Raw genomic sequence first — 16,915 nt, forward strand, 5'->3', positions numbered from 1 at the left:
GGCGCTGATCCGCTCCCGCGATCACTTGGACGTGCGGCCCCGGTCCAGGAGTTCCGCGCCGGCCGATTTCACCTCGTCCAGCAGCAGCCGCAGATCCGCGTCCGTGGTCGCGGAGTTCAGCAGGCACGCCCGCAGCATCTCCTGCCCCCGGTACACCGCGCCGGTCACGAACACCCGGCCGCGCTGCTGGATCGCCACCGGCAGAACGGAGTTGAGCTGCTGGACCTCCTTCTCGCCGAGACCGGCCGGACGGAGGCGGAACGCCACGATCGACGTCTCGACGGGCGCCAGCAGCTCCAACTCCGGGTCCTGCTCCACCCACTCGCCCAGCCGCCGGGCCTGCCCCGTGCAGTGCGCGATGTCCCGGGCCACCCCCGAGCGGCCGCGAAGCGCGATCGACGCCCACACCTTCAGCGAACGGAACGGCCGGGTCTGCTCCGTGCCGTACTCCGAGAACCAGCCGAGACCGCCCGCCTCCTCGTCCCGCAAGTACGACGGCACCAGGCTGAACGTGCCCCGCAACTCCTGCGCGTCCCGCACCAGCGCGCACCCGCAGTCCACCGGCACCCCCAGCCACTTGTGCGGGTCCAGCGCGAGCGAATCGGCCCGCTCGAGTCCCGCGTAGCGGTGCGAGATCTGCGGGTCCAGCACCCCGAACGCGCCGTACGCGCCGTCGATGTGGAACCACAGGCCCTCGCGGGCGGCCAGGTCCGCGATCGGCTCGAACGGATCGACGGCGCCGGTGCCGACCGTCCCCGCGGACGCCACCACCAGGAACGGCAGCCGGCCCGCCGCACGGTCCTCGGCGACGGCCTCCTCGAGGCTGTCCAGGCGCAGGTGGCCGTCGGCGTCCGACTCCACCACCCGCAGGTGCTTCGACCCGAGACCGAGCAGCTCGGCCGCCTTGCGCACACAGCTGTGCGCCTCGCCCGTGACGTACCCCACCAGCGGCGGCATCCCCGCGAGACCGTCCTCCCGGACGTCCCAGCCGGCGTTCCGCGCCGCACGGTTACGGGCCGCCGCCAGACAGACGATGGTCGCCATCGAGGTCCCCGAGGTCAGCAGACCGCCACCGGCCGGGTGCGGAAACCCCACCAGCTCGGCTATCCACCGCACCACGGCCCGCTCCAGGTGCACATCGGCGTGGTCGCCGCCCGCGGAACTCGGGTTCATCGCGGACGCGGCCAGCGTGGCGAGAATCCCTGCGGGCTGCGGCGAGGAGTTCACCCACCCGAAGAACCGCGGGTTCCCGTTGCCCATCGGGTGCGGCATGATCTTCCGCTCAACGGTCTCCAGCAGCTCCGCGAACCCCGCCCCGTCCTCCGGCAGCTCCAACTCCAGCAACGCGGACCGCTCCGCCGGGTCCATCGGCTGCCACACCGGGCGCGAGGGCAGTTCGTCGAGGTAGTCGGCCACCAGCTGCGCGGCGGCCTGAGCGGCACTTCTGAAGTCGTCGTTCATGAGGCGGAATGGTAAGGGGAAGGGAAGCACCGCCAGGGGCGCGTGGGGGCACCTGGTTTCGCGCCCACCTGCGCGTCGCACCGTTTCAGTCAAGCGTGCTGGAGAGCCCACCTGCCGAGCGGCAGTAGCCCTGGATCTCCTTGTCGGTGATCTTCGCGCAGAGGCGCCCGGCTGCGCCGTCGTCCGTGTAGTTGACGGTGTAGTAGCTGACCAGCCCCTGCGCGCAGGCCTTGCGCTGCCAGGCGTCCTTCGCAGTGGCGCACTGCTGGGCGGCCCAGTCCTCGCGGTCCAGGTTGTACTTCATGGTGCGCGAGCCCACGCCGCGGGAGCAGTCGTTCTCGCCGCCACTGGCCTTCGCGTTCAGGCACCACTGGAGGGCCTGGGCGAAGGTTTCGGGGTGATTGGCGTAGTCGTGCGAGGAGAGGAAGTAGGTGGGGGCGTAGAAGAAGCACGCGGACTGGTAGAGGGAGGGCTGCTCGGGGCAGGGGTAGAGCGGGTCGGCGGCGAGCTTGTCCGCGGGGAGGTTGGCCTTGGCCTTCTCGTCCTCCTCGTCCGGGGCGAAGAGCTGCATGAAGACGCCCTCCGAGCAGGTGATGCGGCGGTTCTGGGAGGGGAACTTGTCGCACAGGGCGCGGGCGGCGGGGATGTCCTGCTTGGTGACGAACATGATGCCGTGGCCGACGCCGTGGATGCAGGGGCCTTTGTTGGCGGGGGCGCACAGGGTGAGGATGTCGCTCTGCGGGTCCTGGGAGTTGGCGAGCATCTCCTCGACCGCGCCGTGCAGGTAGCCGGCCGCGCAGGTCTCGTGCGGGAACGAGATGACCTTCTGGAAGTCCTGGTGGTAGCGCTTCACGGCGGCGTGCCCGAGCTCGTGCGCCACGGGGTGGCAGAACCGCACGGTGTACGGCTTGTCCTTGGTGATCCTGTCCAGGTCGGCGAGGGCGACGCCGGGGTCGCCCGCGTCCATCTCGGCCATCAGCTTGTTGCGCAGCGTGGACCGGGTCCACACCGCCGGGTCGCCGGTGGGGGAGGACGACGCGGTGCCGGGCCCGGCGGCGGTGCCGCCGCCCGGTCCGGAGGGCGAGGCGGCCGCGTTGGCGGGCTTGGGCGCCCAATCAATGACCAGGACCGACCCGAGGCCGAGCGCGGCCAGCAGGACGGCGGTGACGACGGCGAACACACGCGGTTGCATGACGGACGGTCCCCCTGGAATCGACACGGACAGTACGCGGCCCATCCTGCGCGGTGACCACCGGAAACCCCGACCGGACACCGCCAATGGATGCAAGCGCCCGGCCACCATCACCCGGACGCGCGCTGCGCACCGTCCCTCAACGACGGCCCCCCACCCCGGGTGCGTCCCCACTCACCCGTTCGGCCGTCGCATCCGACTACGCGCCGCGGAGCCGATCGGTTGCGCCCGCGTACCGCCGCACGCCGTCCTCGTCCGGGCGCCGACGACCGGCGCCGAGCGCCACCCGGACCCAGAGCCCGGCGAACGCCGTCAGCACGGCCGGGCCGAACCACGGCCCCGCGAGGCGGCTGTCGTCCGCGTACGCGGGCGGCACCCAACCGGCCGGGTCCACCAGGTACGGCGTGGCCGGGCCGGGCTGCGCCGGGGGCACGCAGTCGTGGAGCACGTCGTGCGGCAGCGGCGTCCCGTCCGCCCGGCGCAGCACGCAGACCAGGTCGTCGCCGCGCTGCGCCGCCGTCACCACGAGCTCGGTGCGCTCACCGCGCAGTTGCAGGAGCTCGTCCGAGAAGATGCTGCCGGAGAGGGCGAGCAGGACGAGGCCGAGCAGCGCGCCGCCGACGGTCCGCCGCCAGCCGGCCCGGAGCAGGACCAGCGCGAGTACCGAGCCCGCCAGCACCGCCAGGCGGGCGGGATCGCCGAGCCGCGCGTAGTCGGGGTCGGCGGACAGCGCCCCCAGGCCCAGCAGGGCGATCGGGGTGATCACCGCGAGCGTGACCCGGACGGGGAGGCGGGAGGAGGTGTCCAACGTGCGCATGGGGAAGGTCCTCTGACGCGGAGTCGGAACATCGGACGGATTGGACGCGCACTGTACGGCAACGGTGGTGGGGGCGTCCGTTCGGTCATTTCCGGTGCAGGAAGCGGGCGAGGGCGGCGGACGCGGTCGCGATGCCCTCGGCGAGGTGGGGGGAGGGGGCGAAGAGGGCGATGTCGGCCTGGCCACGGCTCAAGGTCCAGGTGCCGTGGGCGAGTCCGTCGGCGAGGACGGCGGCGCGGATCAGGCCGCCGCCGGGGCGGATCCGCTTCTCGTGGGCGGCGGGTACGGAGAGGGCGGTGGAGCGGTAGCCGACCAGGTAGTTGTCGTAGGCGGGCAGCAGCCGGACGTCGGGGGCGGGCAGCGGGGCGAGGCCGAGTTCGGCGGCGCGGTCGGCGGGGAGCGCGCAGTCCTGGTCGCCTACCCGGACGCGCAGGAGTTCGCCGGACGTGTCGAGGGTCCGCCAGGCGCGTCGGGCGGCGGTGACGGGGAGGCCGGACCAGCCCGCGAAGTCCTCGGGCGTGGCCGGCCCGTGGGCGCGCAGGTAGCGGCGGGTCAGCTCGGTGACGGCGGCGTCGCCGGTGGGGCCCTCGGGGGCGTCGGGGACCCAGTCGGCGAGCGGGACGAAGGTGTCGGTGCCGTTCCGGACCGGGCCGTAGCAGATCAGGCCGCGCAGCGCCGTCCGGCGGATCAGGTGGAACGGCGCCTGGCCGTCGGACGGGAGGCCGGCCGCGGCGAGGCGGTCCGTCAGTTCGGCGCGGGTGGACGGGCCGTGGGTGGCCAGGGTGTCCATGATCACCGCCTCGGCGCGCTCGCAGCGGCCCTCGTCGAGGCCCAGTTCGCGGTGGCGGCGGGCACTCAGGCGCAGGAAGTGCGGGCCGAGCAGGGCGAGCAGCCAGCGCAGGTCGGCGGTGGTGACAGTGTGCAGGGTGCCGCGCAGGAACCAGCTCCGCAGCAGCGTGCGGTCCTGCTCCAGGGCGAGCCGGACGTCGGCGGCGGTGAGGTCGCGGGTCCTGACGCCGATGCCGATCGTGCCGGCCCGGGCGTCCTGGGCCTGGACGCCGACGACCCGTTCGACGGCCTCGACGGCGGTGCGGAACGTGACGCCGCCGCCGATGCCCTGCCCCCTGGTGCGCAGGGCCCGTACCTGTTCGTCGTCCAGTGCGCGCATGCCGTCACCGTATACGCGGGGTGCGTCAGCTCGCTGTCCTGCCCGAAATCGGGCAAGATCTTTGGCAAATGGACACTTCACGCCTAGGCTCACCGAACGTGCCTGCCTCACCACACCCTCATGAGGACCTGCTCGCCCACCTCGCCCGGACCACTGCGCTGGGCCCCGGAGAGGCGTCGCGGGTCGTCGCGGAGGTGCTGGCGTACTTCTCCGAGACCACGGAGGAGTACGTCCGCCGCCGCCACGGTGAGTTGCAGGCCAGGGGCCTGACCAACGATCGGATCTTCGCCCGCGTCGGCGCGGAGCTGACCGCCCGCCGGGTGGCCGCGCCGCAGCTGTCGGTGCGCCAGCTCCGGCGGATGGTCTACGGCTGACCGGGCCCCACTCCACAGACAACCCTCGAACCACCAGGAGTCCACGTCATGTGCGGAATCGTGGCCTACATCGGCCCCAAGGACGCGTCCCCGTTCCTGCTGGAGGGCCTGCAGCGACTGGAGTACCGCGGGTACGACTCGGCGGGCGTGGCGGTCGTCGCCCCCGCCACCAAGTCCGTCCCGGCGAAGTTGAAGGTGTGCAAGGTCAAGGGCCGGGTCGCCGACCTGGCGGCGGCGGTGCCGGCCCGGTTCAAGGGCGGCGTCGGCATCGGCCACACCCGTTGGGCGACCCACGGCGTGCCCTCGGACGAGAACGCTCACCCGCACACCGACAACGAGGGCCGGATCGCGGTGGTGCACAACGGCATCATCGAGAACGCCGACGAGCTGCGCGCCAAGCTGGCGGCGGACGGCGCCGTGTTCCGCTCGGAGACCGACACCGAGGTGCTGGCCCACCTGATCGCCGCGCACCGCGCGGACGGCGGCGAGCTGGAGGACGCGGTCCGGGCCGCGCTGAAGCTGGTGGTCGGCACGTACGGCATCGCGGTGCTGGACGCCGAGCAGGCCGACCGGATCGTGGTCGCGCGCAACGGCAGTCCGATCGTGCTCGGCATCGGCGAGAAGGAGATGTTCGCCGCGTCCGACGTCTCCGCGCTGGTCCGCTACACCCGGCAGGTGGTGCACCTGGAGGACGGCGAGCTGGCGACGGTGCGCGCCGACGGCTTCCGGACCTTCACCGAGGATGCCCGGACCGTCACCCGGCAGCCGTCCACCGTTGACTGGGAGATCGGCTCGTACGACACCGGCGGCTACGCGCACTACCTGCTGAAGGAGATCCACGAGCAGCCCGGCGCCGTCGAGCGCACGCTGTCCGGCCGGCTCGACGAGCGGTTCTCCACCGCGCACCTGGGCGGGCTGAACCTGGACGCCCGGGAGCTGCGGGAGATCCGCCGGGTGAAGATCCTCGGCTGCGGTTCGGCGTACTACGCGGGCGAGATGGGCGCGCAGCTGATCGAGGAGCTGGCCCGGATCCCCGCGCACTCCGAGCCGGCCTCCGAGTTCCGCTACCGCAACCCGGTGATCGAGGCGGACACCCTGTACGTGGCGGTCAGCCAGTCCGGCGAGACCTACGACACGCTGGCCGCGGTGCAGGAGATCAAGCGCAAGGGCGGCCGGGTGCTCGGCGTGGTGAACACCGTCGGCTCGGCGATCGCCCGCGAGTGCGACGGCGGCATCTACCTGCACGCCGGACCCGAGATCTCCGTCGCCTCCACCAAGGCGTTCACCTCCACCGTGGTGGCGTTCGCGCTGCTGGCGCTGCACTTCGGCCGGATCCACGACCTGTCGCCCGCCGACGGTCGGCGGATCGTCGCCGGGCTGAAGGCGCTGCCCGAGCAGATCCGGGAGGTGCTCGAACAGCAGGCGGAGATCGAGAAGCTCGCCGCCGAGTACGCCGAGAGCCAGGGCATGATGTTCATCGGCCGGGTGCGCGGCTACCCCGTGGCGCGGGAGGGCGCGCAGAAGCTCAAGGAGATCTCCTACGTGCACGCCGAGGCGTACCCCGCCTCCGAGTTGAAGCACGGACCGCTGGCGCTGATCAGCCCCGAACTGCCGACCGTCGCGCTGGTGCCGGACGACGAGCTGCTCGACAAGAACCTGACCACGCTCGGCGAGATCAAGGCCCGCTCCGGGCGGGTGCTGGCCGTCGCGCACCGGCCCATCGAGGCGAAGCTCGCCGACCACTGCGTGGTGGTCCCGAAGAGCGAGCCGGAACTCGACCCGCTGCTGCTCAACATCCCGCTCCAGCTGCTGGCCTACCACGCCGCGGTGGCCCTCGGCCGGGACGTGGACAAGCCCCGAAACCTGGCCAAGAGCGTCACTGTGGAGTGACGTTTCGGCAGTCGGGAAGCCGTCGGTAAGCAGTCGGGAAACGGAAACGGAAACGGCAACGGCAACGGCGGCGGGTGCGTGGTGCACCCGCCGCCGTCTCTTCTCCGCCTCACGGGCTGACGGCGAGGACCAGGTAGGCGCCGAGGATCGCCAGGTGGACGCCGCCCTGGAGCGGGGTGGCGCGCTTGGGGATGACGGTGAGGGTGCCGACCGCGATGGTCAGCGCCAGCAGGATCATGTGGGACGCGTTGAGGCCGAGTTCGAGCGGGCCGCTCAGCCAGGTGGAGGCCACCGCGACCGCCGGAATGGTCAGCCCGATCGATGCCAGGGCCGAGCCGAGCGCCAGATTGAGGCTGATCTGCACCCGGTTGCGGACCGCCGCCCGGACCGCCGCGATCGACTCCGGCAGCAGCACCAGCAGCGCGATCACCACACCGACCACCGCGTTCGGCAGCCCCGCGGACTCCACCCCGCGCTCGATGGTCGGCGACACGCCCTTGGCCAGGCCCACCACCGACACCAGCGCCAGCGAGAGCAGCGCGACACTGATCAGCGTCTGCTTCCTGGACGGCGGCTCCGCGTGCTCGTCCGACGGGTCGATCACCTCGCCCGCCGGGTTGACCGGCAGGAAGAAGTCCCGGTGACGGATCGTCAGGGTCGACACGAACAGGCCGTAGATGACGATCGACGCGGTCGCCGCGAACGCCAGCTGCGTGGGGTTGAACTGCGGGCCCGGCGTGGAGGTGGTGAACGTCGGCAGCACCAGGCTCAGCGTCGCCAGCGTCGCGATCGCGCCGAGCGCCGCGCCGGTGCCCTCGGCGTTGAACACTGCCTTCCGGTACTTCAACGCGCCGACCAGGATCGACAGTCCGAGGATCCCGTTGCAGGTGATCATCACGGCGGCGAACACGGTGTCCCGCGCCAGGCCGGCGCTCTTGTCGCCACCGTCCGCCATCAACGTCACGATCAGCGCCACCTCGATGATCGTGACCGCGACCGCCAGCACCAGTGACCCGTACGGCTCGCCGACCCGATGGGCGATCAGCTCCGCGTGGTGCACGGCCGCCACCACCGACACCGCGAGGAAGATCGCCACCAGCGCCACCACCGGCCACGGAAGTTCTCGGTGCCAGGTCGCCAGGAGCAGCAGGAACGCCATCACCGGGGCGATAGTCGTCCACTGGAGATAGAGCGGTCGAGTGGGAGCAGCCATACGGCCGAGCTTCGCAGATGGCACCTGCCCGGCCCGGAAGTGACACTCGTGGCGGTGGCCACGACGGATGGTGACGAACAGTGAGGAGCGGCGCGATGGTCGGACGGCGGACGGTACTGGCAGCGGCCCTCGGACTCGCGACGGGGTGCGCCCATGCCCGCTCGGAGCCGGCGGTCCCGGCGGCGGTCGCGCCGGCGGTCGCGCCGGCGTCCCCGTCCGTTGCCGGGTCGGCTGCGGTGGCGCCGCCGAGCCCGTCCGGTGGGGTGGCGCCGCCGAGTCGGGAGGAGGTGGTCGCCCGGTACGCCGGGCAGCGGCCCACCCAGTGGGGGACCGACCTGCCCGGGGTGGTGGCCCAGGTGCCGGACGGAGCGCTGGCGCTGACCTTCGACGCCTGCGGCGGCCCCGGCGGGGACGGCTACGACGCGGCGCTGATCGACACCCTGCGCCGGCACCGGGTGCCGGCCACGCTGTTCCTGAACGCCCGCTGGATCGACGCCAACCCCGGCCCGTTCGGCGAACTGGCCGCCGACCCGCTGTTCGAACTCGGCAACCACGGCACCGCGCACCGCCCGCTGTCCGTCACCGGCCGCTCGGCGTACGGCATCACCGGCACCGCCGACGCCGAGGCCGCCTACCGGGAGGTCGCGGACAACGAGGCGAAACTGGCCGGGCTGCTGGGGAAGCCGCCGCGCTGGTTCCGTTCCGGGACGGCGCACTACGACGACATCGCGGTGCGGATCGTCGGCGAACTGGGCGAGCGGGTGGCCGGGTTCGCGGTCAACGGCGACGGCGGGGCGACGTTCAACGCCTCGCAGGTGGCGCAGACGGTGGCCGCGGCTCCCGCCGGGGCGGTGGTGATCAGCCACTTCAACCACCCCGACGCGGGCACCGGCCCCGGCTACGCGCAGGCGCTGCCCCGGCTGGTGGACGCGGGCCGACGGTTCGTCCGGCTGTCGGACTGACCGGGTGTCACGTGCGTCGAGCTCGTCCGGCCGGCGCTCATCGACGCTGCGGGGGAGCGGAGTTGGCGCGGGTGCGGCGGGCCCAGTCGTAGAGCAGGACGGAGGCGACGGCGGCCAGCGCGCACCAGGTCGAGACGAACGCCAGCCGCCACAGCAGGCCGCAGACGAGCGCGCCCGCGCCGAGGACCGCGCCGAGGCGGCGCAGCCGGTGGTCGCCCGAGCAGAGCAGCGAGCCCACGGTGGCGGCCAGGTAGCCCGCCAGCAGCAGGGCGGCGGCCGGGACGCCGATCGCGTAGTCGAGGGTGTGGCCGTGCGGGTGCGCCGACACCGGGTGGCGGGCCAGGGCAACGGCCAGCGGGACGGCGACGGCCGCGCCCAGGGCGGTGAACCAGGCCGCCGAGCGGCGGCCGGTCGCGCACCACACCGCCGCCGGCACGTACACCGGCAGCAGCGGCAGCGCGATCACCGCCCACACCGTGCGTGCCCACGCCCAGCCCGACCAGACGCCCGCCTCCACCAGCTGGTGCACCCCGAGTAACAACGGCAGTGCGGCCAGAGGTAGTTGACTCCTCGTCCTTGCGTGCAGCACCGTGGCGACTCCGACCGCCGAGACGGCGCTGCCGACGAGCAGATCGGCTCCGGCGCTCCAGCACACCCCGCCAGCCTACTGAGCGGCCGCCGCGATCAGTACGACTGAAGCGCGATCAGCGTGCCCTGCGGGTCGCGCAGATGGGCGCTGCGCAGCGTCGGCCCCCACTCCGGCCGGTCGATCGGCGGCAGCACGGACGCCGCGCCGTTGGCCAGGCAGAACGCGTACGCCGCGTCCACGTCCGCCACCCGGCAGACGAACATGCCGGTGTCGGCATGGGGAGCGCCGGCGGGCGCCGGGGCGGTGCCGAGAGTGGCGGCCATCGCCGCCCTCGCCGACTTCGGCCCGCACACCCAGCGCGACCTCGCCACCTGGCTGCGCCTCGACCCGAGCGATCTCGCCAAGGCCGCCTACCAACTCGCGGCCGCAGGCTGGCTCGACCGCACCCGCGACGCCGCCGACCGTCGCCGCCTGGTTCTGACCCTCGCGCCTGCCGGGGCCGCCCGCCGCGCCGAATTCGACGCGCTGGCCAGGGAGGTTCAGGACGCCGTCCTCGCGCCGCTGAGCGCTGCCGAACGCGCCACCCTGCACGGGCTGTTGCTGCGGTTGCGTGTGCCCTGAGCCGTCGTCATCGCGTGTTGTCGGCCTCCGCCCGGGCCCGTTCGGCTTCGGCGCGCAGGTGGGGGACTGCCGGGTGGTCGGGGCCGTTGAGGCGCAGCACGTCGGCGAGGAGACGTTCGAGGAGCGCGGCGGCCTCAGCGTGCTGTCCGGCCCGTCCGTGGGCGTGGGCCAGGCGGCTGCGTGCCTGGTAGACGTCGGTGTGGTCGGGGTGCCGGGTGCGCAGATACGTGTCCTCACCGAAACCCCGCGGCTGTCGTGCGACCGAACAGGACCATACGTACGCGCCGTCACGGCACCCATGCCCTGCACGCCCGGCGGAACCGATCCGCTGGCCGGGGCCGGAGGCCTGGGGCCGGAGTTCGGGGCCGGCGTGCACCGCGTCCGAGCGTAGTGGCACGTGGTGCGGCGGGCTTGGGATTCCGGCTGATGGAAGGTCAAGGTCCGCTTAATTCAAGGACCTTGTCGAGTCGGAGGTGGGCAGGGCCGAGTGCCTCCGCAGCGACCAGCGGCCGGTCGTCCGGCGGGGGCGGCGCACCACGACGCGGCCGAAGTTCTTCCGGCCGACCAGCTCCACGCGCAGCGTGGTCGGTGCGGTGAGTGCGGTCGGGTCCGGGGTCTGGCGGTTCCTGACTCTGCTGTGCTCCAGCATCAGGGCGTCGGTGTCGACCACCATGCCCGGTGCGACGATCAGCGTCAGGGTCTTGCCGCGCATGTCGAGGTCGATCCGCAGGGTGTCCTGCGTGATCACCGCCTGCGTGAAGTCGAGCGTCACGTCGCACCACTCCAGGTCGAGTTCCAGTCGGCGCGGCACCACCCAGCGCCCCACCCGCTCGACCCGACTCCACTTCTGCTCGATCCGCAGGACATCCTTGACCTCCGCCGCCACCCCGTGGGCAGAGAGCGAGATGGGCGGCAAGTCGGCCGTGAGTGCAGCCAGTTCGCCGACCGTTCGGGCCGACAGGGCGACCTCCAGGCGCTCGTCCAGCTCCTCGGCGGTCAGCCGACCATCGCCCGCCGAGACCCGCAGGATGTCGGCCACCCGGTCCCGGTCCGCGTGCGAGGCCCGCAACTCGGGCTGTGTGGTGGTGGAGCCGGTGGGCTTTCCGGCGGGCGAGATCTCTCCGGGCATGCTTCCCGTCCTGGGTTTGGCGAAGGTCTTCCCGCGGTGGGGCCGGGGGCGCGGGTAGAGACACGATATATCGCGATAGGTGTTTCCGCCAGGGTGGTCGGGGGTGGGGGGGCGGGTGTGGTGGCCAAGTGGATTTGGGGGTGCGGGTGTTGTGGGTGTGGGGCGAGCGCCGGGTGGGGCGGGTGCTGGGTGTCGCGTTATGTCGTGTCGGGGGTGGGTGGGAGGGTGGGGGTGTTCTCCGGGTTGCCGGGCGCGATCATCTATGCGGGGATTGTCTCTGCATAGATGATCTCGTGGCGGTGATCGACTGTGATCGATGTTGATCGGTGGGGTCATCGATGGGAGATGATCTCGCCCGTCAGCCCCAGAGGTTGGCGCCGGCATCGGCCGTGAGCGCGGCGAGCGTCTCGTGGACCGTGGGCGCGGTCCGCATTTCGGTGGCGATCCGGCCCGCCGCCTCCCGGTAGGACGGTTCGGCGAGGAGGGTCTCGACGGCCGCGCGCAGGCGGGGGACGTCGGCGGGGCCGGGCAGGCCCATGGTGTCTGCCGGGCCGCCGGTGGGGAAGACGGCCAGGCCGGCGCCGGAGTCCTCGACGAGTCGGGCGTTGGTGGGCTGGTCGGCGAAGAGTGGCATGACGACCAGCGGCGTGCCTGCCGCCAGTGCGCCGTAGGTGGTGCCGGAGCCCCCGTGGCAAACCACCACCGATGCGGCGGCCAGCACGTCCGGGCCGGGGACCCACTCCTCCACGTGGACGTTGTCCGGCAGCGGGCCGAGGTCGGACAGATCGGTGGCCCGGCCGCCGGAGAGCAGGACGTGCACCGGGAGTCCCGACAGGGCCTCCACCGCGGTTCGGCAGGCGGCGGCGCCGGCCGGCATGCCTCCCGACACGGTGCCGAAGGTGACGTAGACAAGAGGGCGGTCGTCCGTGCGCCATTCATTGGGCAGGGCCGCCGGTGCGGTGGCCGGTCGGGGCGTATCGCGGAAGCGGCGGGTGGCGGCGTATGGGGACGGGTCCAGCGAGGCCGGGAAGCGTGTCAGGTAGGGCGTCGCCTTCAGCCGGTCCACCAACTGCGGTTCGTAGCACGCCAGTACTGGCGCCGCGAGGTCGAGTGAGTACGCCTCGATCCGGGCCGGTGAGGTCGCCACCTGGGCGTGCGGGATGCCGAGCCGTTCGGCGACCACCGCAGAGGCGTACTCGCACGGGTCGTGCAGCACCAGGTCCGGCTGCCAGTCGCGGCATGCCTCCTCGAGGGCGGGGAGCATCGCCTCGGTGTTCAGCCGGCCGAACAGCTCGCAGTTGACCAGCACCGCCGCCTCTTCGCGGGACGCGCGCGGCAGGCGGTCACGGATCGCCGCCGTCGCGGTCGGATCCGGCGCTGCGCCCGTTCGGAACGGTATGCCCCGCTCCGTGAGCAGCTGCGCCAGTGGCGGCGGGACCACGGCGAGGACCTCGTCGCCGCGGGCCGTGCAGGCGTCGACGAAGGGTGTCAGTGGGGTGAAGTGGCCCGTTCCCGCAGGTGAGGTGAAAAGTACGCGCATGGCCCGAGCGTAGGGAAGCCGGGGCGTCGGGCGGGACCGGTTTTTCGACCTGCGCCCCGACCCTGCGTCCGTGGAGCCCGTGGCTTGGTCGGGCGGGTGGCTGCGTGCTTTCCGACCGGGTCGATCACTGCGACCGAGTCACCCGGGTGCAGGTCGGTGCGGGACGCCGGGGCGGAGTCCCGTCGCCCGTTCGACGTTGTCGCGTTCGGTGGCAGGTTGCCTGCGGCCCGGCCGAGTTCGGGGGTGGGGACGGTCGGGCGGCTGCGGGGCGTGCGGCCGCCCGACCGTCACCGCTGAAGGCGGCGGGTGCGAGGCTTGCTCAATGGTGGGGGTTTCAGAAGAAGTTGAACCGGACGGCATTGGGGAGGGTGCCTCCCCAGGACATTCCGGTCTTGGGCGGAAGCATGTCCAGGGGCACGCCCCTGCAGTCGGTGTTCTCGTAGACGGTCGCCGTGACGTTTGTTTCGTTGTCCGCGCCGGTCACGGGGAGGCCGAAGCTGATGCACTCGCCGCTCGGCGGGTCGACGAGTGTGTGGTCCTCTCCGTCGATGTCGGTGTAGGTGAAGTCGCCGGTGGCGGCGTGGGCATCCGTGGCGATTCCGGTCACCAGCGTGAGTGCTGTGCAGGCGGCAAGAACAAGTCGGACTGGGTTCTTCAGGGCGGTCATGGGGTGTCTCACCATCGTCGAGTAGGGATGTGAGCCACCAGGGTCAGTCCGGCCCGGGCCTAGATTTGACGGCGCTCTGCTGTTGTCACTCGATAGCGTCGTACGCGAAGGGCAAAGGGGTGCAGCGGGGCGAGGGAGGTCGGCCAGGGGGCTTGAGGTGCCGTGGCTGTCTCGGGATCCTCTCGGCGGCCGCGTACGGTACCCGCCGGCCGAGCCCGGTCGCCGGGCTTGCCGGCCCGCCGGTGAACGGAGACTGCGCGGCTGTGGGGGCGCGGCCCCTCTCCGACCGGACCAGGATGGCCCTCACGTCCGCCGGCGTGGACCTGGCGAGGTTGAGAGTGGCGTTGTGTCAGGCGGTGACCAGTTCCAGTCCGACGGCGCGACTGCCGACCGGCAGTCCGATCGCGTAGGGATCGCCTGATCGGGTCGCCGAACTCCTGGCCGCTACCCACAAGTTGCTGCGTCCGGATTCGGTGAGGTTGATGCAGGTACTGGATCGGCGGAGGCTGGGCCTGGCCTTCGTCGGAGCCTGATGGTGGGGGTCCATGCCGAGCTGCGGGTTGCTCGAGTGTCTTGCTCGGATGGCCGGTGTTTCGGCCGAGGCCTGGCCGCCGGGTCTGTTTGGCTGCCCCGACGGCTCGGTGCAACTCCTGGTGTCGGGTGGCGAGTTCGGTGGCAGCCTGTAGGGGTTTGGCGCAGGAATGAACGCGTTCAAATAGTGTGCGACGATTGGCGCGGGCGAAGGGTGGGCAGCCGGCGCGCCCGGGAGCGGCAGGGGGACCGATGGTGGAGTCGGAGGGCGGGAGCGGGCGGCCTCGCAGTCGCGATCACCTGCACTGCTGGTCGACGGCCTGGGCTGTGTTCACGGCGTTGGCCTACCTGGTTCCGGCGATCGCCGGTGTCATGGGGGCGCCGCCGGCTCTGCTCGTGGTGGTTGTGGGCAGTGGGTTCCTGCTCGGTGTTCAGCTCGGGTATCTCAAGGCGTGGCTGCCGCTGGTGAGTGCGGGGAGTGCGGCGGCGGTCTTCCTGATGGGGGAGGCGATGTTTGCCGCCGCGGCCGGGGGTTTCGTTCCGGTGTTTCCGGACGGGGCTCGTACGGGGGCGACGATTGTGGTGTTGGTCGAAGCTCCGGTGGTCGTCGGAGTGGGGGCCGGGCTGGCGCTGCGGTGTGCCCGGCGGTGGCAGAAAGCGATGTGTCGGCGTCGGAGGCTCCCTGCGTCCTGGTGAGCGGCCGGGGGTCGCTCCGCGCGGTCTCACATCCCGGTCTCACATTCGGGATCGCGGTACGTCGACCTCGCAGCCCGGCGCGTAGAGGGTCGAAGTTGGGTCGACCAGCCCGCGGACTGCGAGCAGGCTTCGCAGTGACCACCAGGTGTGGATCAGGTTGAAGTCGACGTCGGTGCCGTAGCCGGCCGGACGTTGGCGAGGTCGTCCCGATGTCCGAGGGTGAAGGTGGCGGGGTCGTACAGGTGGGTGGCCCTGGCCCGCCTCCGATCGGTCGACGGTGCCCGTGGCCCCGTCGCCGTCGCCGTCGAGGGAGACGTGCGCGAGCTGTACGTCGCCGTGGGTGAACGCCGGGGCCCATGGGCGGAGTGCGGCCTCGGCGACCTGGCGGTTGCGGGTGACCAGGTCGGTGGGCAGGACGCCGTTCGTCACGAGCAGCTCGCATTCCTCGTTGAGTTCCGCCGTCAGCGTGGCGGTGCCCGCTGAGGTCCAGCTGCCATCCTGGCCGGGGCGTCTGTCGTGGGCGTTTGTCTTGGGCGCGGAGTTGGAGTACTGTTCACCAGCCGCTTGACAGGGAGCACCGGACACGCAGCTTGTGTGGACGGTCCCGGGGCGGCCAATCCCTGAGAACCACCCAGTTGATCCGTGACGGGTCGCGTCCTTTTCGCGTCTCCGTTCGTATTTGCTGTGCGCGTTTTCGGAGATTGCGGCGGATTCGCTTTTCGGAGCGGGGATCGGCTAGAGTTTGAAACGTCGGACGGGCCGTCAGGTCGGGAAGACGAAAGCGAGTCAGATCGAATGAAACTCCGGAAGACGGAGCGGAAAACGTCTGATAAGCTGGAAACACGAAAGAACGCAGTAACACTGAAACGAATGCCCGGAGGGCCCGCAGGAATGCGGCTCGAAGGAAGTGTCCGTTCCTTGAGAACTCAACAGCGTGCCAAAAGTCAACGCCAGATATGTTGACATCCCCGGCCGGTCCTACTGGATCGGTTGGAGATTCCTTTATGAAGTAACACTAGCGAGGACGCAGTGCGCAGGACCGCCCTATTCCGGTGGTTGCTGTGCCGCTCTTTCGTGAAAGCATTCACGGAGAGTTTGATCCTGGCTCAGGACGAACGCTGGCGGCGTGCTTAACACATGCAAGTCGAACGGTGAAGCCCTTCGGGGTGGATCAGTGGCGAACGGGTGAGTAACACGTGGGAAATCTGCCCTGCACTCTGGGACAAGCCTTGGAAACGAGGTCTAATACCGGATATGACCTGCTCCTGCATGGGAGTGGGTGGAAAGCTCCGGCGGTGCAGGATGATCCCGCGGCCTATCAGCTTGTTGGTGGGGTAATGGCCTACCAAGGCGACGACGGGTAGCCGGCCTGAGAGGGCGACCGGCCACACTGGGACTGAGACACGGCCCAGACTCCTACGGGAGGCAGCAGTGGGGAATATTGCACAATGGGCGAAAGCCTGATGCAGCGACGCCGCGTGAGGGATGACGGCCTTCGGGTTGTAAACCTCTTTCAGCAGGGAAGAAGCGCAAGTGACGGTACCTGCAGAAGAAGCACCGGCTAACTACGTGCCAGCAGCCGCGGTAATACGTAGGGTGCGAGCGTTGTCCGGAATTATTGGGCGTAAAGAGCTCGTAGGCGGCCTGTCGCGTCGGATGTGAAAGCCCGGGGCTTAACCCCGGGTCTGCATTCGATACGGGCAGGCTAGAGTGTGGTAGGGGAGATCGGAATTCCTGGTGTAGCGGTGAAATGCGCAGATATCAGGAGGAACACCGGTGGCGAAGGCGGATCTCTGGGCCATTACTGACGCTGAGGAGCGAAAGCGTGGGGAGCGAACAGGATTAGATACCCTGGTAGTCCACGCCGTAAACGTTGGGAACTAGGTGTTGGCGACATTCCACGTCGTCGGTGCCGCAGCTAACGCATTAAGTTCCCCGCCTGGGGAGTACGGCCGCAAGGCTAAAACTCAAAGGAATTGACGGGGGCCCGCACAAGCAGCGGAGCATGTGGCTTAATTCGACGCAACGCGAAGAACCTTACCAAGGCTTGACATACACCGGAAAC

At 70.9% G+C, this 16,915-nt stretch carries 17 protein-coding genes and 1 rRNA gene; 6 read left to right on the forward strand and 12 right to left on the reverse strand.

The genetic code is table 11. The features are described 5' to 3' along the window. Positions 1-21 precede the first annotated feature (21 nt). The 4 genes from ACGFWJ_RS23870 to ACGFWJ_RS23885 all read right to left on the reverse strand — a co-directional run bounded on the left by ACGFWJ_RS23870 (position 22) and on the right by ACGFWJ_RS23885 (position 4,638). Positions 22-1,461, reverse strand: coding sequence for a pyridoxal phosphate-dependent decarboxylase family protein (locus ACGFWJ_RS23870; RefSeq protein WP_392952905.1), 1,440 nt, complete (start codon positions 1,459-1,461; stop codon positions 22-24). Between the two features lie 85 nt (positions 1,462-1,546). Then, a complete protein-coding gene (locus tag ACGFWJ_RS23875) occupies positions 1,547-2,653 on the reverse strand; it encodes a hypothetical protein (RefSeq protein WP_392952908.1) in 1,107 nt (368 codons plus the stop codon). 199 nt (positions 2,654-2,852) lie between these two features. Next, a complete protein-coding gene (locus ACGFWJ_RS23880) occupies positions 2,853-3,470 on the reverse strand; it encodes a hypothetical protein (protein ID WP_392952911.1) in 618 nt (205 codons plus the stop codon). An 85-nt stretch (positions 3,471-3,555) separates the two neighbouring features. Then, a complete protein-coding gene (locus tag ACGFWJ_RS23885; protein ID WP_392952914.1) occupies positions 3,556-4,638 on the reverse strand; it encodes a winged helix DNA-binding domain-containing protein in 1,083 nt (360 codons plus the stop codon). 68 nt (positions 4,639-4,706) lie between these two features. On the opposite strand from ACGFWJ_RS23885, the gene ACGFWJ_RS23890 reads away from it, so the two are divergent. Together ACGFWJ_RS23890 and glmS are read left to right on the forward strand one after the other, a co-directional pair. Continuing rightward, positions 4,707-5,012: a hypothetical protein gene (locus ACGFWJ_RS23890; RefSeq protein ID WP_392952917.1), complete on the forward strand. Its 306-nt coding sequence runs from the start codon at positions 4,707-4,709 to the stop codon at positions 5,010-5,012. A gap of 48 nt (positions 5,013-5,060) precedes the next feature. Continuing rightward, positions 5,061-6,902, forward strand: a complete 1,842-nt coding sequence (glmS, locus tag ACGFWJ_RS23895) for a glutamine--fructose-6-phosphate transaminase (isomerizing) (RefSeq protein ID WP_387863538.1) — start codon at positions 5,061-5,063, stop codon at positions 6,900-6,902. A gap of 109 nt (positions 6,903-7,011) precedes the next feature. Here the strand turns inward: glmS and ACGFWJ_RS23900 are convergent, their stop codons facing one another. Further along, a complete protein-coding gene (locus tag ACGFWJ_RS23900) occupies positions 7,012-8,115 on the reverse strand; it encodes a calcium:proton antiporter (protein WP_392952920.1) in 1,104 nt (367 codons plus the stop codon). Positions 8,116-8,210: 95 nt separating this feature from the next. On the opposite strand from ACGFWJ_RS23900, the gene ACGFWJ_RS23905 reads away from it, so the two are divergent. Then, positions 8,211-9,077, forward strand: a complete 867-nt coding sequence (locus ACGFWJ_RS23905; protein WP_392952923.1) for a polysaccharide deacetylase family protein — start codon at positions 8,211-8,213, stop codon at positions 9,075-9,077. Between the two features lie 37 nt (positions 9,078-9,114). On the opposite strand, the gene ACGFWJ_RS23910 is transcribed toward ACGFWJ_RS23905, so the two are convergent. Together ACGFWJ_RS23910 and ACGFWJ_RS23915 are read right to left on the reverse strand one after the other, a co-directional pair. Continuing rightward, the gene (locus ACGFWJ_RS23910) at positions 9,115-9,732 is read right to left on the reverse strand and encodes a DUF6629 family protein (RefSeq protein WP_392952926.1); all 618 of its coding nucleotides are present in this window, start codon (positions 9,730-9,732) and stop codon (positions 9,115-9,117) included. 29 nt (positions 9,733-9,761) lie between these two features. Then, a complete protein-coding gene (locus ACGFWJ_RS23915; protein WP_392952928.1) occupies positions 9,762-9,989 on the reverse strand; it encodes a VOC family protein in 228 nt (75 codons plus the stop codon). Between ACGFWJ_RS23915 and ACGFWJ_RS23920 the strand changes: the two genes are divergently transcribed. Then, positions 9,979-10,287: a MarR family transcriptional regulator gene (locus ACGFWJ_RS23920; protein WP_392952931.1), complete on the forward strand. Its 309-nt coding sequence runs from the start codon at positions 9,979-9,981 to the stop codon at positions 10,285-10,287. The two genes, ACGFWJ_RS23915 and ACGFWJ_RS23920, sit on opposite strands and share 11 nt — an antisense overlap. Positions 10,288-10,294: 7 nt before the next feature. On the opposite strand, the gene ACGFWJ_RS23925 is transcribed toward ACGFWJ_RS23920, so the two are convergent. The 4 genes from ACGFWJ_RS23925 to ACGFWJ_RS23940 all read right to left on the reverse strand — a co-directional run bounded on the left by ACGFWJ_RS23925 (position 10,295) and on the right by ACGFWJ_RS23940 (position 13,623). Further along, on the reverse strand, positions 10,295-10,663 hold the full coding sequence (locus tag ACGFWJ_RS23925; RefSeq protein ID WP_392952934.1) for a tetratricopeptide repeat protein: 369 nt from the start codon (positions 10,661-10,663) through the stop codon (positions 10,295-10,297). Between the two features lie 69 nt (positions 10,664-10,732). Beyond that, positions 10,733-11,416: a DUF1707 domain-containing protein gene (locus tag ACGFWJ_RS23930; protein ID WP_392952936.1), complete on the reverse strand. Its 684-nt coding sequence runs from the start codon at positions 11,414-11,416 to the stop codon at positions 10,733-10,735. A gap of 358 nt (positions 11,417-11,774) precedes the next feature. Continuing rightward, a complete protein-coding gene (locus ACGFWJ_RS23935; RefSeq protein ID WP_392952939.1) occupies positions 11,775-12,956 on the reverse strand; it encodes a glycosyltransferase in 1,182 nt (393 codons plus the stop codon). 334 nt (positions 12,957-13,290) lie between these two features. Then, positions 13,291-13,623, reverse strand: coding sequence for a hypothetical protein (locus ACGFWJ_RS23940; RefSeq protein ID WP_392952941.1), 333 nt, complete (start codon positions 13,621-13,623; stop codon positions 13,291-13,293). A 783-nt stretch (positions 13,624-14,406) separates the two neighbouring features. On the opposite strand from ACGFWJ_RS23940, the gene ACGFWJ_RS23945 reads away from it, so the two are divergent. Further along, complete coding sequence (locus ACGFWJ_RS23945; protein ID WP_392952944.1) at positions 14,407-14,850, forward strand: hypothetical protein; 444 nt, start codon at positions 14,407-14,409, stop codon at positions 14,848-14,850. Positions 14,851-14,889: 39 nt separating this feature from the next. Here the strand turns inward: ACGFWJ_RS23945 and ACGFWJ_RS23950 are convergent, their stop codons facing one another. Further along, positions 14,890-15,279 (reverse strand): hypothetical protein, encoded by a 390-nt coding sequence (locus ACGFWJ_RS23950; RefSeq protein ID WP_392952946.1) that lies wholly within the window; start codon positions 15,277-15,279, stop codon positions 14,890-14,892. Positions 15,280-15,933: 654 nt separating this feature from the next. Here ACGFWJ_RS23950 and ACGFWJ_RS23955 point away from each other — a divergent pair. Beyond that, a 16S ribosomal RNA gene (locus ACGFWJ_RS23955) occupies positions 15,934-16,915 on the forward strand; the annotation flags it as partial.

The organism is Kitasatospora sp. NPDC048407, from assembly GCF_043200475.1.
Lineage (GTDB): Bacteria > Actinomycetota > Actinomycetes > Streptomycetales > Streptomycetaceae > Kitasatospora.

Excerpts from the sequence above, each read along its gene's own strand:
- ACGFWJ_RS23870 (WP_392952905.1), bottom strand. The coding sequence starts at position 1,461 with ATGAACGACGACTTCAGAAGTGCCGCTCAGGCCGCCGCGCAGCTGGTG.
- ACGFWJ_RS23875 (WP_392952908.1), bottom strand. The coding sequence starts at position 2,653 with ATGCAACCGCGTGTGTTCGCCGTCGTCACCGCCGTCCTGCTGGCCGCG.
- ACGFWJ_RS23880 (WP_392952911.1), bottom strand. The coding sequence starts at position 3,470 with ATGCGCACGTTGGACACCTCCTCCCGCCTCCCCGTCCGGGTCACGCTC.
- ACGFWJ_RS23885 (WP_392952914.1), bottom strand. The coding sequence starts at position 4,638 with ATGCGCGCACTGGACGACGAACAGGTACGGGCCCTGCGCACCAGGGGG.
- ACGFWJ_RS23890 (WP_392952917.1), top strand. The coding sequence starts at position 4,707 with ATGGACACTTCACGCCTAGGCTCACCGAACGTGCCTGCCTCACCACAC.
- glmS (WP_387863538.1), top strand. The coding sequence starts at position 5,061 with ATGTGCGGAATCGTGGCCTACATCGGCCCCAAGGACGCGTCCCCGTTC.
- ACGFWJ_RS23900 (WP_392952920.1), bottom strand. The coding sequence starts at position 8,115 with ATGGCTGCTCCCACTCGACCGCTCTATCTCCAGTGGACGACTATCGCC.
- ACGFWJ_RS23905 (WP_392952923.1), top strand. The coding sequence starts at position 8,211 with ATGGTCGGACGGCGGACGGTACTGGCAGCGGCCCTCGGACTCGCGACG.
- ACGFWJ_RS23915 (WP_392952928.1), bottom strand. The coding sequence starts at position 9,989 with ATGGCCGCCACTCTCGGCACCGCCCCGGCGCCCGCCGGCGCTCCCCAT.
- ACGFWJ_RS23930 (WP_392952936.1), bottom strand. The coding sequence starts at position 11,416 with ATGCCCGGAGAGATCTCGCCCGCCGGAAAGCCCACCGGCTCCACCACC.
- ACGFWJ_RS23935 (WP_392952939.1), bottom strand. The coding sequence starts at position 12,956 with ATGCGCGTACTTTTCACCTCACCTGCGGGAACGGGCCACTTCACCCCA.
- ACGFWJ_RS23940 (WP_392952941.1), bottom strand. The coding sequence starts at position 13,623 with ATGACCGCCCTGAAGAACCCAGTCCGACTTGTTCTTGCCGCCTGCACA.
- ACGFWJ_RS23945 (WP_392952944.1), top strand. The coding sequence starts at position 14,407 with ATGGTGGAGTCGGAGGGCGGGAGCGGGCGGCCTCGCAGTCGCGATCAC.